The 14,340-nt window shown below is 74.2% G+C and carries 12 protein-coding genes; 6 read left to right on the top strand and 6 right to left on the bottom strand.

Annotated elements, in window-relative coordinates:
- The first annotated feature begins 93 nt into the window (after positions 1-93).
- The gene (locus BJY14_RS23760) at positions 94-2,313 is read left to right on the top strand and encodes a protein kinase domain-containing protein (protein ID WP_246397091.1); all 2,220 of its coding nucleotides are present in this window, start codon (positions 94-96) and stop codon (positions 2,311-2,313) included.
- On the opposite strand, the gene BJY14_RS23755 is transcribed toward BJY14_RS23760, so the two are convergent.
- Genes BJY14_RS23755 through BJY14_RS23740 form a run of 4 tightly spaced genes read right to left on the bottom strand, consistent with a single transcriptional unit; the run spans position 2,289 to position 8,554 of the window.
- Positions 2,289-4,529, bottom strand: a complete 2,241-nt coding sequence (locus tag BJY14_RS23755; protein WP_218905571.1) for a transglutaminase TgpA family protein — start codon at positions 4,527-4,529, stop codon at positions 2,289-2,291. The genes BJY14_RS23760 and BJY14_RS23755 overlap by 25 nt on opposite strands.
- Positions 4,499-5,641 (bottom strand): DUF58 domain-containing protein, encoded by a 1,143-nt coding sequence (locus BJY14_RS23750; RefSeq protein WP_179845645.1) that lies wholly within the window; start codon positions 5,639-5,641, stop codon positions 4,499-4,501. Before BJY14_RS23750 ends, BJY14_RS23755 begins: the two co-directional genes overlap by 31 nt.
- Before the next feature lie 3 nt (positions 5,642-5,644).
- Positions 5,645-6,631, bottom strand: coding sequence for an AAA family ATPase (locus BJY14_RS23745; RefSeq protein ID WP_312879373.1), 987 nt, complete (start codon positions 6,629-6,631; stop codon positions 5,645-5,647).
- 12 nt (positions 6,632-6,643) lie between these two features.
- Entirely contained in the window at positions 6,644-8,554 is a 1,911-nt protein-coding gene (locus BJY14_RS23740) for an NHL repeat-containing protein (RefSeq protein WP_179845644.1), read from the bottom strand.
- Positions 8,555-9,042: 488 nt separating this feature from the next.
- On the opposite strand from BJY14_RS23740, the gene BJY14_RS23735 reads away from it, so the two are divergent.
- Positions 9,043-9,465: a peptidase inhibitor family I36 protein gene (locus tag BJY14_RS23735; protein WP_218905570.1), complete on the top strand. Its 423-nt coding sequence runs from the start codon at positions 9,043-9,045 to the stop codon at positions 9,463-9,465.
- A gap of 19 nt (positions 9,466-9,484) precedes the next feature.
- Here the strand turns inward: BJY14_RS23735 and BJY14_RS23730 are convergent, their stop codons facing one another.
- Positions 9,485-10,450, bottom strand: a complete 966-nt coding sequence (locus tag BJY14_RS23730) for an AsnC family transcriptional regulator (RefSeq protein WP_179845642.1) — start codon at positions 10,448-10,450, stop codon at positions 9,485-9,487.
- A gap of 86 nt (positions 10,451-10,536) precedes the next feature.
- Here BJY14_RS23730 and BJY14_RS23725 point away from each other — a divergent pair, with 86 nt between their 5' ends.
- Positions 10,537-11,412: a VOC family protein gene (locus tag BJY14_RS23725; protein ID WP_179845641.1), complete on the top strand. Its 876-nt coding sequence runs from the start codon at positions 10,537-10,539 to the stop codon at positions 11,410-11,412.
- Between the two features lie 109 nt (positions 11,413-11,521).
- Positions 11,522-12,589, top strand: coding sequence for a glycerophosphodiester phosphodiesterase family protein (locus BJY14_RS23720; RefSeq protein ID WP_179845640.1), 1,068 nt, complete (start codon positions 11,522-11,524; stop codon positions 12,587-12,589).
- Here BJY14_RS23720 and BJY14_RS23715 read toward each other — a convergent pair.
- Positions 12,577-13,065, bottom strand: coding sequence for a DUF2231 domain-containing protein (locus BJY14_RS23715; protein WP_179845639.1), 489 nt, complete (start codon positions 13,063-13,065; stop codon positions 12,577-12,579). The two genes, BJY14_RS23720 and BJY14_RS23715, sit on opposite strands and share 13 nt — an antisense overlap.
- Positions 13,066-13,645: 580 nt before the next feature.
- Between BJY14_RS23715 and BJY14_RS23710 the strand changes: the two genes are divergently transcribed.
- Together BJY14_RS23710 and BJY14_RS23705 are read left to right on the top strand one after the other, a co-directional pair.
- A complete protein-coding gene (locus tag BJY14_RS23710) occupies positions 13,646-14,017 on the top strand; it encodes a DurN family substrate-assisted peptide maturase (RefSeq protein WP_179845638.1) in 372 nt (123 codons plus the stop codon).
- A 24-nt stretch (positions 14,018-14,041) separates the two neighbouring features.
- Complete coding sequence (locus BJY14_RS23705; RefSeq protein ID WP_179845637.1) at positions 14,042-14,281, top strand: cinnamycin family lantibiotic; 240 nt, start codon at positions 14,042-14,044, stop codon at positions 14,279-14,281.
- The last annotated feature ends 59 nt before the right edge of the window (positions 14,282-14,340 follow it).

Here is a 14,340-nt window from a genome sequence, read left to right as displayed (position 1 = left end):
CGCGGACGTCTAGAAGAAATGGGGCACTAAGATCGACGGGTCAGCGAGGAGGGTCTCTGTGCCGACGTCCGACCATCCCGGCCGGTGCCCGCGATGATGGTCACCACGCCGAACGTCATCGTGGCGGGGCACCCGGACCTCGCGCGCAGGCTGCGCGGCACCGGGCGCTTCCCCGCCGTGTTCGACGCCGCCTCCGCCAGCGGGCTCCGGGACCTGTCCAAGAGCGGCGAGGTCCGCGCCCCGGCGGCGTTCCTGTTCGCTCCCGACTTCGACGAGGACCTTCCCGGCGCCGGCGTCCCCTTCCTGGCCGACAGGCTGGCGGCGAGCGGCCACACCGTGGTCGTCCACGGCTTCTTCACCGAGCGCGGCGACGTCTTCGCCCCGGAAGTGATCGCGACGGCCAAGCCGCTGACGCTGAAGGAGCTGCTGGAGCTGCTCGGCGCCGCCCGGCCCGAGTCGCCGCCGGCCTCCGCCGGGACGACGTTCACCTGGCCGTCCGACGGTCCCCCGCCCGAGCTGCGGGTCAGCGCCGCCGAAGCTCCCGCCGGCGCCGGCGCCGGTGCCGGCGGTGCCCGCGCCAATGACTCGTCGAGCCTGATCCCCGGGTACGGCGGGCTGTCGATGCTCCATCGCGGCACCGGCTCGGTGACCTATCGCGCGGTGCGGGAGGACTCCGGCGCCGTGGCCGCCGTCAGGGTGCGCCTCGACGGTTCCGAGACCCCGATGGACGAACTGGCGGCCCTCGAACGCGCCTCCCGCAGCGATCACCTGGTGAGCGTGCTGGAGAGCGGCCGCGCCACGACCGGGCAGCTGTACACGGCGGCCGTGTACTGCCCCGGCGGCGCGCCCGCGCCGGAGCCCATGCCGGTCGGCGACGCGGTCCGATACGCGATCTCGACGGGCTGGGCTCTGCAGGCGCTGCACGACGAGGGGCTGGTCCACGGCGACGTCCGTCCGGGCCGGATCCTGCGGGGTGAGGCGGGGCCGCTGCTCACCGGTGCGGCCACCGCACGGGGACTGGCCGCGCACGCCGCGCACGGCGTCCTGGAACCGGTCGCCAGGGAACGCGTCAACCCCGCATTCGCTCCTCCGGAGGCGCTGCGGCAGGAGCCGCAGACCGCGCAGTCCGACGTGTACGGGCTCGGGGCCACCCTGTGGGGCCTGCTCGCAGGGCGCGCCCCCTTCGCCGCCGACGGGCAGCGCGCCCCGGACGGAGCGGTTCCCCGGGTGCCGCGCGACGACGTGCCGGAGTGGCTCGCGAACGCTCTCGGAACGGCGCTGGCGAACGAGCCGGCCGCCCGGTACCCCACGGCGCGGGAGTTCGCCGAAGCGCTGGAGGAGGGCCTCCGCGCCGCCCCTCCGCAGGACGGCCGAGTGGCGGGCGCACCGTCGGCGCCGTGGGACAAGTCGGCACCGGAACCCGATCCGGCACCGGTCGCCGCCTCGGAACAGCCGGCGACCATCGTGGACCAGGAGGTGCACTTCGCGGAACCTCCGGCACCGGCCACGACCCACCAGGCGCCCTACGCGAACCAGCAGGCCTCCTACGCGGAGCCCCAGGCTCCCTTCGGGGCGCCCCAAGCGCCTTACGCGGAGCCCCAGGCCCCCTTCGGGGGACCTCAGGCGCCGTTCACGAACCAGCAGGCGCCCTTCGGGGAACAGCATGCGCAGCCCTCGTACCAGCACGTGCCCTTCGAGGAGCCGCAGGCACCGCTCACGGATTTCGCGGACCAGCAGCTGCACTTCGCGGAACCGCAGGGGCCGTTCACGCAGCAGGAGGCGGCGCCCGCGAGGGCCAACCGTTCCAGGATCGTGCTGCTGGCCCTCGTGGGGCTCGTGCTCGCCGCGATCGTGTTCAGCGCGGTCTCCCTCTTGACGGGCTCAGGGTCGGCCGAGCGGCGCGGTGCGGACTCGCCTCCGGCGTCGAACCCGGCCTCGTCGGCTCCCGCTTCGCCCGCTCCCGCCTCGTCCGCTCCCGGCTCGGGCTCGCCGGCGCCCACGTCCAGCCCGACGGCGGTGCGGCCTGAGACCAGGTACAGCCCGAGCCAGGTGCGGATCGTCGACGGCCGGGTCTCGATCGAGATCAGCTGGAAGGACGCCACCGGGGGCAAGGCCGCGTACTACGTGGTCGGCGGCCCCGTGGGGCGCACGCCGTCCACCATGGCGAACGTGCCGGCGGGGACGGCGAAGGCCACGATCCTCGCCCTGAACCCGGGCGTGGACTACTGCCTGACGGTCGTCGCCGTGCTGGACGTCGACCGGGTCGCCTACGCCAAGCCCGTCTGCACTCACCGAGGCAAGCGGGCGGGCTGAGCCGCCCACAGCGGCGCGCGCGGGTCCCACCACCACAGCAGGCGGCGCGGGAGCGGCCGGGAGCGGCGCAGCGCGACGGTCGCGGAGCGGACCTCCGCGACCGTGAACGCGGCGTCCTCCGGGGTGACCGAGCCTCCGTAGCGGGCGGCGTTCATCAGCCCGCCCACCCTGCGCAGCCGTTCGGGATCGACGCGCGGCAGTTCCCTCGCGAGCCGCTCCGCCATCTCGACGGGGGTGGCGGACGCGGGAACGGGCAGGCCCGCGACGCGCGTCGCCACCAGCAGCTCGATCCAGGCCCTCCGGATCCGGTCGGGGGCGGTGCCCTTGCGCAGCCGGCGGAACCGGATCGCGCCCAGTATCGGGGTCCCGAGCAGGAAGGCCAGCAGGACCAGCGCCGGGAGGACGAGCAGGATCTCCTCGTGGGAGCCCGAACCGGGGCGGCCACCGCCGCCCGCGCTGCCCCGGCCGCCGAGGTCTTGGGCGTCGGGACCGTCGGACTGCGAACCGTCTTCTTCGGTCTGCGTCCCCGAGGGCGTCGGCGCGGACGCCGGCGTGCGCGCCCGCGGGTTCGGGTCGTAGGGCACCCAGCCCAGGTCACGGAAGTAGATCTCGCCCCACGCCACCGCGTCGCCAGTGCGGACCACGCGGTCGCGGTCGCCGATTCCCGGCCCGAACCCGACCGCCACCCGGCTCGGCAGCCCGGCAGCCCTCGCCAGCACCGCGAACGCGCTGGCGAACTGCTCCGACGTCGCGCCTCCGCCCTTGCGCCCCGGGGCGACGAGCAGTTTCGCGAGTTCGGCGTAGCCGTGACCGCCCGGGGCGCCCGGCTTGAAGGTGTAGGACTTGCGCAGGTACTCGGCGAGGCGGGACGCGCGCTGGTGCGCGGTGCCGTCCCCGGCGGCCCTCGCGGCGATCTCCGTGAGCTTCGGCGGCGCACCGGGCGGCAACCGGAGGTAGCGCTGGTCCTCCTCGCCGGAGGCCGTCACGGCTTTGGCGGTCCGCGCTCCGCTCCACTCCGGGACGTCCCCCGTCGCCGAGTACGTCCGCCCGGCCACCGGGCCGTCCGAGGACAGGAGCGTGCCGGAGTCCTCGTCCTGCTCGACCGCGAGGCCGTCCACGCGGACGGGGGCACCGGGAACCGGCACCCAGCCGCCGGGCAGCTTGCCGACCGAGACGCGCACCGTCGTCCGCACCGGGCTCGGAGGGGTCTCGGCGGGGGGCAGCAGGTTCGCCCCGCCGGGAAGGTAGGTGCTGTCGGGCAGCCAGGTCGGCCCGGTGAACTCGGAGAGCGCGGCCCACCGCAGCTCCGTCTTCGGACCCGACACGTTCATCAGCGGAACGCCGGGATCGGCGGACCATGCCGACAGGTAGGACAGGGGGTTGCGTTCCTGGGTCGGTGCCGCGGGGGCTTCGGCGGCCCTGCGGGGGTCGGCCGCCTTCACCGGCCAGTCCGTCAGCACGCCGGACGCGCCGACCACGGCGACGGCGCCGGGCAGGGCCACGGCGCAGGCCACCGCCGCGACCGCCGCACCGGTGCGCGGGCGCGGCCGGCTCCGGGCGGGCGCGGCTCCCGTGCCCGCCAGGTCCGGTACGCGCACGGTGAACCCGGCGCTCGCGGTGTCCGGGCGGGGACGCGGTGCGGCGACCAGCAGCGCGGCGGCGCCTGCGGCGACCAGGGCGGCCGACCAGTAGCCGGGCCCGGCCGCCTGCGGGTTCAGCGCCGCGGCCCCGCAGAGGAGCAGCACGCCCGGCAGCAGCGCGGGCAGGACGCGGCCGTCACGGCACAGCACCGTCGCGATCGCCGCGGCGAGCCAGACCGCCGCAACCGGGAACGCCAGCAGGTCCACGGTCACCGGAGCCTGCGGCGCGGTCGTCAGGATGCGGGCGCCGGAGTGCAGCACCGCGTCCACGGCGGCCGGCACCGGCCCCCTGACGGGCCCGGGAGCCCAGGCGGCGAGCGCGACCAGCCACAGCGCGGCCACGGGCAGGCCCGCCGGGATCGCGGCGGGTCCGCCTCCGCGCAGCATCCGGTACGCCGCCGACGTCACCCCGGTGGCGAGGGCCGCGGTGACCGCCAGCACGACGAACACGGGAAGGGGCCGGTCGTACCCCGCCGACAGCAGCGGCGCCGGCGCGGCGGCGGCCAGCGCCACGGCGGCGGACGACAGCGCGGTCCGGATCCGGGTCACCGCGCCCACCATCTGCTCTCGTTCCACCGCTCGGCGAACCCGGCGGCGTCGGCCGCGCGCAGGAGCCGCACCCCGGCGGGCGGCGCGAGGCCCCCGCCTCCGGCGTCACCGGGGCCGATCAGGCCGACCAGCGAGACGGTGTGCCGCGCCGCGAGCGGTCGCATGGCCGCGGCGACGTCCTCGTCCGCCGCCGTCGTGGACAGCAGCACGATCGCGCGGCCCGTCGGGGCGGAGCGCAGCCCGGCGCAGGCGGCCGGGAAGTCCGCGCCGGGGCGGGCCGCCGCCTCGGCCAGCACGTCCAGGTGCGCGGTGACGCCCGCCGCCGCGGCCGAACGCGCGCCGCCGGCCGTCCGCAACTCGACCGGGACGTCCGGGCAAGACCGCACGATCGACGCGGCGGCCTCCACGAGGACGTCCAGCTCGTCCGGGCCGTACCGGTCGTCGACCAGCACGGTCATGCCCGTGCCGGCGGAGTCGGCGTGCTCGCGGACCATCAGGCGCCCGCGGCGCGCCGACGTCCGCCAGTGGATCTGGCGCACGTCGTCGCCGGGCGCGTGCTCGCGCAGGCCCGCGAAGGCCCCCTCGGAGGCCCGGACCGACGCCGAGGAGGTGTCCCGGCCGCCGCCGCCGGCCGCGGGCACGGGGACGAGGTGGTGGTGGCGCGGATGCACCAGCACCCGGACGGGCACGTCGTCGGCCGCCCGGACGGCGCGGGCGAGCCCCAGCGGGTCGGTGCGGACCAGATGGAGCGGTCCCGCCTCCACCACACCGCGCCGCTGCGGGGTCAGCTCGTAGCGGATCACGGGGCGGGCGGGGCCCAGGGGCAGGACGACCGGCTCTCCGGTCCCGGTGACGTGCTCGGCGACGGCGGCGCTCCGGGCGCCACCGTCCGCGGCTACCTCCAGGACGACGGTCACGGACTCTCCGGCGCGGACCCGCGACGCGGTGAGCCGGCGGCCGACCCGGGCGGCCGGGAGCCGGCCGGCGAGGCCCATGGCCAGCGCGACGGCCGGGAAGGCGAGGGCCCCCAAAAGGCCCGGCGCGAGGTAGCCGAGACCGAGGCCCCCGCCGCACAGGACGGCTCCGGAAACGAGCAGCGCCCAGCCGCGGACGGTGGGGCGGGGGGTGCCGCCGGCCACGGTCTAGCCGTTCCCCTGCGGTGCCGGGACGGGGACTTCGGCCAGGACGCCGTCCAGCAGCTCGGCGGTCTCCGCCGAGCCCGCGGCGCCCGAGAGCGGCACCAGCCGGTGGGCCCAGACCGGCCGCGCCAGGGCCTTGACGTCGTCCGGGGTGACGTACCCGCGCCCGTCGGCGAGCGCGTAGATCCGCGCCGTCCGGCACAGCGCGATGGAGCCCCGGAGGGAGACGCCGGCCCGCAGCCGCGGATCCCGCCGCGTGCGCTGGGCCAGCCGCAGGACGTACTGGTTCACGGACTCGGCGACCGCGACCCGCTCGGCGGCCGCGCCGAGCCGCGCCATCTCCTCGCCGATCAGCACCGGGGCCAGGTCCTCGGGTTCGGTCAGGGACGAGCCGCGCAGCAGCGACAGCTCCGCCTCCTCGCCCGGGTAGCCCAGCGACAGCCGCATCAGGAAGCGGTCGAGCTGCGCCTCGGGCAGCGGGAACGTTCCCTCCAGGTCGATGGGGTTCTGCGTGGCCACCACCAGGAACGGGCGCGGCACCGGGTGCGCCTTCCCGTCCACGGTGATCCGCCCTTCCTGCATCACTTCCAGCAGCGCCGACTGCGTCTTCGGCGAGGTCCGGTTGATCTCGTCCACGATGACGACGTTGGCGAACACCGGACCCGGGTGGAACTCGAACTCGCGGCTGCGCTCATTGAAGATCGTCACTCCGGTGACGTCGGAGGGCAGCAGGTCGGGAGTGCACTGCACGCGGCCGATCTTCCCGCCGGTCACCGCCGCCAGCGCGCGCGCCAGCGTCGTCTTGCCCATGCCGGGCAGGTCCTCCAGCAGGACGTGCCCGCCCGCGGCGAACGCGGTGAGGATCAGCCGCACCGTGGCGGGATCGCAGCGTGCCGCCGCCTGGATGCCGGCGGCCATCCGCTCGAAGGCGGCGGCGGCCAGCAGCGCCTCCTCGTCGGGCAGCGCCGGCATCGCGGTCGTGGTGCTCACTCGTAACCCTTCTTAGCCGCAGTTGCCCCAGCCGGACGAGGCGCTGGCGCCGGAGGCGCCGCCCGAGTACCGGACGCAGTCGCCGGGCGCCAGGACGAAGACCGGTCCGGCGTAGTACTTGAACGTGCCGTTGTCGGAGGCGACCTTGCCGCCCTTCTGGCTCTGGAGGCGGATCCAGGCGTTGGTCCCCTTGCCGATGTCCGTGGTCTTCATCGTGACCGCGCAGTTCTTCTTGGTGGACGCGCTGTAGAGCTGGTAGATCCGTCCACCAGGGAACGACGCCGACCGCTGGACCTGGTAGTTGCCGCCCGCGGTCGCGTTGCAGACCTGCGCCGGCGTGTACGGGTTGCGGGTCTGGGTGGGCTTGGGCTTCGGCTTGGTCGGGGTGGGCTTGGGCTTGGTCGGGGTGGGCTTCGGCCTGGTCGGGGTCGGCTTGGGGGTGGTCGGCTTGGGGGTGGTCGGCCTGGGGGTGGTCGGCCTGGGCGTGGTCGGCCTGCTCGTGGGCGACGTGGTCCTGGTCGGGGGCGTGGGCCTGGGGGGCGACTGCGTCGTGGGTGCCGTCGTGGGCGTCCGTGAAGGCGTCCGGGGCTTTGGAGTACGCGACCCGGGCTTCGCCGGAGGCCGGGGCGTTTCCGTGCGGCCGGGCGGGGGCGCTTCGGGGGTGGTGGGCACGGGCGCCTCGGGGCGCTCGGGAGGAATGATCGGGTCGAACGGGTCCGGGAAGACCGGATCGGCCGGCGGCGCCGGGATCAGGGGCGGGCTGCTCGCCTCGCCGCCGGGCTTGCCCGGGCGCTCTCCGCCCCGCCCCGGCCCGCCCGGGAACTTGCCGACCTTGCGGGCCACGCCGTCGCCGCCGACGACCAGGGCGTCCGTGCTGCCCGGCGAGTTGACGAACAGGTTGCCCTCGCGGACCTGGAGCTCCATGTCGCCGCGTCCGGCCGGCATGGACAGCATGCCGGTCTGCCGCCCCGCCGGCTCGAAGACCCGGACCTGGCCGGTCTCCCGCACGGGCAGGTACACCTTGCCGGCGAACGGCACGGCGGGCTCCTGGACGGGGTCGGTCAGCGGGAACGACCGGACCGGGCCGCCCTTGCGCACGTCGCCCAGCGTGACCACCGAGCCGGCGCCGGGCACGGTGACCACGGCGAGACCGCCGTGGGTGCGCTCCGGCACCATCGCGCCGGTGAGCGGCACCGGGGCGGTGACCCGGCGGGTGCCGTCGCCCGTCGCGACCACCAGGTCCCGCCCGCCGCGGTCGACCACGAGGGCGCCCTGGTCCAGCACGGTCATCGTCAGATCGTGGTCGGGCGGCGCGGCCTCGGCCGTGCGGACGACGGAGGCTCCCTGAGGGGAGACCTTCAGGGCGATGACGGTGCCCTGCCGGGGCACGGCCACCCACAGCAGGCCGGCGTCGTCGAACTCGCCGCCGACCAGCGGGCCGGGAAGCTGCAGGACCGGGCCCACGGGACGCAGCGTGGCCGGGTCCAGCGCGCGCACGGCACCGGTGGTGCGCTCGACCAGCGCGGCTCCGTCGGAGCCCATCGCCAGGTGCGGATCGCCGCGGGTGCCGATGTCCAGGCGTCCCGAGAAGCCCAGGCCGTTGAGGTCGAGCGACGACACGCGGCCGGTGTCCAGGTCGTGGATGAGCAGGAACCTGTCGTTCTGGGTGACCTGCACCCGGTGGCCGCGGGAGTCGGTCACCGCGCGGCGCTGGTCCACCTTGCCGCTGTCGGGGTTGACCCGGTCGACCTCGCCCGCCGACCGGCTCCACAGCCAGGCGCTGCCGTCGGCGGCCGCGACGGCGAGGCCGACCCGGCCCCCGCCCATCAGCGTGGCCAGCAGCAGGACGGTGGCCAGGACGGCCGCGGCCCACCAGCCGCTTCGCGCGCGAATCATCTCGGCGCCCTTCTTCCCCGGCTTCACGACCGCTCCTTCGTCCCGTGGGCTTCGCGGTGCGGGCCCGGCCCGCGCATGTCGACGGCCATCAGCGCAGGCCTTCTCCACGGCACAGGGGTTCTCGCCGAACCGGCCGGGGGGCGGCCGGGTGTCGACGGCGTCGCCGACGCCATGGAACTGGGCACTGCATCGCCTCCGCCGCATCGGAGATCGGATCGCGGATCCATCCGCGGTGCGTCCGCGCTGGCCTGCGCCGCGTCCGACCGCGCTAAAGATCACCGTCCGGAGTCCGGGCGATCTTACAACCGCCGGAACCGTCGCACCATGGCAAGGTCCGCCGAGGGAACCCCGCGCAGCGCCCCGGAACCCGGAGCCGGGACGCGCGCCGGAACGCCGCGCGGAAGAGAGGGAGGCGTTTCCGCTGCTGGAAGCCCATGCGCGGGCCGGTTACACTGCCAACTGACTACAGAGGGTAGTCAATTGGATACAAAAAGAACACGGGAGGCAGATCGCAGATGGCGTCGATCCGAATGACCCCAGCCGTCCTGGTCCTGGCCGCGGGGGCCGCGCTCGTCCAGGCCCCGTCCGCCGCCTCGGCGAGCGCCCCGGCCGCCCCGGCCGCCCCGGTGACCCTTCGCTCCTGGACCGACTGCCCGCAAGGCCGGATGTGCATCTGGCGCCTCCCCAACGCCCGCGGCTCGCGCGGCTCCTATGCCAAGGTCGCGCGCGACCTCAGCGAACTCGGCGGCGGCCTCAACGACCACGCCATGTCCTTCTGGAACCGCACCGGCAAGACCTGGTGCATGTACTCCGAGGCCCGCTTCAAGGGCGACAGCCGCAAGTACCCCCGCGAGCCGCTCGTGGGCGCCAAGGGCAACACGGGCCAGTTCGGCTACACGGTCAGCTCGCTGCGCCCCGCCTTCCTCGGCCGCTGCTGACCCCGCCGGTCCCGGCGGGTCAGGTGGGCGGGGCGACGCGCTTGGCGTACGAGGTGATCGGGGCGGTCTCCACGCGCTCGACGCCGTCCAGCGATCCGAGCCGGTCGCTGAGGTAGGCGTAGAGGGCGTCCTCGTCCCGGCAGACGGCGATCACCAGGAGATTGTGCGGCCCGGTGACGGCCCCGACGAAGGCCGCCTGGGGGTCGGCGGCCAGGGCCCGGGCGGTGGAGGCGAGCCGGGACGGAGCGACGGCCAGCCAGATCAGGCACTGGGCCGGGAAGCCCAGCAGTACGGGATCGACCTCGACGTCGAAGCGGAGCGCGCCGGAGCGGCGCAGTTCCTCCAGGCGCCGCCGGACCGCCGACTCCGACCAGCCGACGCGGCCGGCCAGCCTCGGATAGGCGGCCCGGCCGTCGGCGGCCAGGACGGGGAGCAGCCGGCGGTCGAGATCGTTCAGGGCGATCGGGGCCGCGACGCCGCCGGGCGCCGGCCGGAGCGCGGCGACCTGCTCGCCGGTGAGCGCCGACGTCCGGCCGGGCCAGCGGTGCTCCATCAGGTGGCGCAGCAGCCGGTGCGCCTCCACGCCGAGGATGCGCGGGTGGCGGGCCAGCCCCGCCAGCGGGGCGGCGCGCCCGGCGGGAGCGCGGACGATGAAGACGATCTCGGTGCCGCTCGACAGCACGGTCACCCAGGCGGTGTCGGGGCGCCGCGCCAGCTCCCGGGCCAGATCGGCGGCGGCGGGGGGTGGCACGCGGAGCCGGACGAGCCACTCGGCGTGGCCGGAGCCGCGGCTGTCGAGGACGGCCGTGACCCGGGCGGCGCCGGCGGCGCGCAAACGCGCGAAGCGGCGGGCGGCCGTGCGGTCGGAGACGCCGAGGACCTCGGCGATCCTGCTGAACGGGGCGCGCCCGTCGAGATGGAGCGCATGCAGCAGCTGCAGGTCGAGCTCCCCGAGCGAGGTGCCGCCGAGCGTGGCCGAATCCACCAGAAGATCGTACGTCGGTGTCGGATCGCGGCGTCCGGAGCGCTCTTCGGTGACGCGGCGCCGACGGGTGCCGCAGCATCGGCGCCATGACCCACGACATCCATGGTCTCCACCACACCGGCATCGTCGTCCGCGATCTCGACAGGCTGGAGCGCACCTACATCTCGCTCGGCTTCACGCTGAGCCCCCGTTCCCGCCACCTGCTGAACGAGCGGCCCGGGGAGCCGCCCGTGCCCGGCTGCACGGCCAACCGGTGCGCCCTGTTCGGCGGGGCCTACATCGAACTGCTGGGCATCGTGGACGAGTCCGCGCCCGACCCCTGGCACACCAAGGCGATGGTCGACCGGCACGAGGGTTTCCGGCTGCTGAACCTCGACACCGATGACGCGGAGGCCGCGGACCGGCGGCTGACCGGTGCCGGCCTGCGCACCTCCGGCGTCCTGGACCTGGAACGCGACGTCGACACCGAGGACGGGACCCGCACCATGCGCGCCCGCGCCGTGCACCTCGACCCGCGCTCGACGCCCGAGGGATACGTCGGAATCGCCCAGCACCTCACCCGCGAGTACGTGCACCAACCGCGCTACCTGCGCCACCCGAACGGCGCGCGGGCCCTGGAGGCGGTGCTGATCGTGGTCGGCGACGCCGACTTCGACGCGGTCGTGTCACGGTACGCCGGCATTGTGCAGACCTCGCCGGATCGGCGGGGCCACCTCACGGTGGTGGAGCTGAAGGAGGGCCGCCTCGAATTCGTCCGCGCCTCGGACGCGGAGCGGGCACTGCCAGGCGAGCCCGTCCCGGCCGCGTCCTACCCGGCCGCCATGACCATCGCGGTCGACGACGTCGCCGCCGCGCGCACGCTCGTCGAGAACGGCGGGACCCCCACCCGCACGGTCGACGGCGGGTTCCTCGTCTCCGCCCGCGACGCCGGCGGCGCCGGCCTGACCTTCACCGCCCGGTGATCCGGCTCGTGGCCTCCGGGTGTTCATGACGCCATCACGCCACGTCAACCACGGGTGCCGGGCCCCGGTCTAGCGTCGCGGGAGTCGATCGGAAACGACGGAGGTCTCGATGTCCGTGCGCCTTGTCCTGACGGGTCTGGCTCTCGCGTCCACGGTCGCCGCGCCGGTGTCCGCCCGCGCGGCGACCGCCGGCGGTCCCGGCGTCCCGCCCCAGAAGACCCACTTCGATCTCCAGGCCCACCGCGGCGGCATCGGCATGACGACCGAGGAGTCGCTGGAAGGCTTCGGCAAGGCGATGCGCCTGGGCGTCAGCACCCTGGAGCTGGACACGCACGTCACCAGGGACGCGAAGGTCGTCGTCAACCACGACCGGCAGATCAGCGCCCAGAAATGCCGCGACACCGCGCCGGCCACGCCCGGCGACCCGATGTACCCCTACGTCGGCAAGTACATCAAGGACCTGACCCTGGCCCAGATCAAGACCATGGACTGCGGGTACCAGCAGCTGCCCGGCTTCCCCGAGCAGGAGGTCGTCCGCGGTTTCCGGATGGTCGAGCTCAGGGACGTGCTGGACCTGGTCAAGCGCTACCGCGCCAAGCAGGTCAAGCTCAACATCGAGACCAAGGTCGAGGCGGGCGCGCCGGAGCAGACCGCGCCGCGCGAGGTGTTCGTCCGCCGGGTCTTCGAGGAGATCCGCGCGTCGGGGATCGAACGGCAGGTCACCGTCCAGTCCTTCGACTGGGGCGCGCTGGAGCGGATGCACCGGCTCGCGCCGGGGCGGCCGCTGGTCGCGCTGACGAACTACGACTTCCTCCAGGTCGGCCGGCCCGGCGCCTCCCCCTGGCTGGGCGGCCTCGACGTCGACGACTACGGAGGCGACTTCGTGAGGGCGGCCGCCGCCGTCCCGGGCGTCACCGCCCTGTCGCCCAACTACGGCTTTCCGCAGAGCGGCAAGGTCGGCGACCCCGGCTTCCGCTTCTACCCGGACCGGTCGATGGTGTCGCGGGCGCACGCCCGGGGCCTGAAGGTCGTCCCCTGGACGTGCGACGACCCCGCCACCGTCGAGGCCCTCATGGACATGGGCGTCGACGGCGTCATCACCAATTACCCCGACCGCGTCCGCCAGATCATGGCCGACCGCGGCATGCGGCTGCCCAAGGCGTATCAGCCGCGCTGACCGGTGCCCACATCGCTCCAGACCGCCTTGGCGCCGCTGTGCCCGATCCGGACCACCTGGACGCCGGTGACGGCCGACGCGCCCACCGTGAGGACCATGGCCACCGGCATCACCACTCTGGTCCAACTCGGCGGCCCATCCGTCTTCCGCCGGACGTAGAAGTCGACGGCGACGATGATTGCGAGGACCACCCAGAGCGCGGCCATCAGGGGAAGCAGGGTGTCTCCCAGTTCCGCGTGCTCCTCCACCAGGGAAGACCGGCTCACTTGTTCTTCCAGATGTTCGCCGCTTTCGGTGGCCAGAGGAATCGTTATGAGGGCGATGGTGGCCACGCCGAGAACCCATGGGGCCAGCAGCCGACGCGCCCTGGGCCAAACAGCCACCACCAGGGCGGCCAACACGGTCAGCGGTACCAGAAAGACCACAAGATGGACGATGAGCGGGTGGACGGGCAGGCCCCAGAGGGTCTCCGGCATGGTCGGCCTTTCTGAAGACTGTCGATCAGGCGACCGTATCCGAGGGCCTTCGATCTCAACTACCTTCCCCAAGGCTTTCAGAAGGTTTTCATAGGGACCGTTCCCGCCCCTTTCCCGAAGCCCGGGATATCGCTTGGGACGAACTGGCATTCTCCCTTGAAAGCAAAGGTGGGCCGCCGGATCGCGAGCGGCTTCGCCGGGCGTACGGCTCGCGCGGCGCACGACGCCCTCCGGTGGCGCTGACCGGGGGCCCGTGTCGCCGCACGACGTCCCGGCGGGCGCGGGAACCGGGATGCGGAAGGGTGCCCGAGGGGTACTGAAACCTGACCCCGGGGGCCAGGCGAGGTACTCACAAAGCGGGCGAGAAGGATCCAATCGGCCATCGAATTGCTTCGTTGTTCCGATATCGACGGGTCGGTGCGGCCGGCTTTCTCGCCATTGACCAGCCCGGCACCCCTTGTTATGGTCACTCTGCGTAAAGAGACGCACACGCAGAGTTTCATCCGATGTCCGTCCGCGGGCCGTCGAATCGCGTCGAAGAATGGCGCGCCGGCGGCCGAGAACGCAAGGAGGGTGAGCCGTGAGGTCTGGCCCGAAGCCGCCCAGCGACCTGACGAAGCACAAGGGCATCGAGACCGTCCGCCAGATCCAGTTCCTGATGGTCCTGTGCTCGGTGCTGCCGCCGGACGGGAAGGCGCGCGAGATGCTCAGGCTCGCGCTCGACGTCCGGAACGAGGAGTTCCCGGACGGGGTCGAGCCGATTCGCGACCTCCACCCGCAGGCCACCAAGACCTGGCTCGAGTTCTTCTGGACTCGGGTCGGCATTTCCCCCGAGGAAAGGGAGTTGATCGACTGGCAGAACGACAAGCCGAGCATGGACATCGCCGTCGAGGAGCTTCAGGAGGCCGAGCGCCGGCTCGGCATCGGACTGACGCCTCGAACGGTCGAGTGAACAGCAACGAACCAGGAGGAAGAAATGTCACCCAGCACCATTCTGCGGCACGCCGCCGCTGACGCCGACATCCGCACGGAGCTGCTCGCCGGAGCGGGACGGTTCGGCGTCGCCGCCGCCGCCGTCCCCGCCGCCGTCGCGCAGCCGGACACCGCCTCGCTGGGCTACTGGACCGAGGGCGTCGCCGCCGTCGACGCCTACGCGTGCGCGTCCACGTGCAGCTCGGGGCCGTTCACCTTCGCGTGCGACGGAAGCACCAAGTAACGCCTCCGCGTTAGCGGCCGGCCCTCGCGCCGGGCGCGCGGAGACCGATGGGCCGAAGC

The organism is Actinomadura luteofluorescens, from assembly GCF_013409365.1.
In the GTDB taxonomy this organism is placed as follows: Bacteria; Actinomycetota; Actinomycetes; order Streptosporangiales; family Streptosporangiaceae; genus Spirillospora; species Spirillospora luteofluorescens.
The sequence above is the reverse complement of the archived record's forward strand: the minus strand, read 5'-3'. Positions and strand labels throughout refer to the sequence as shown.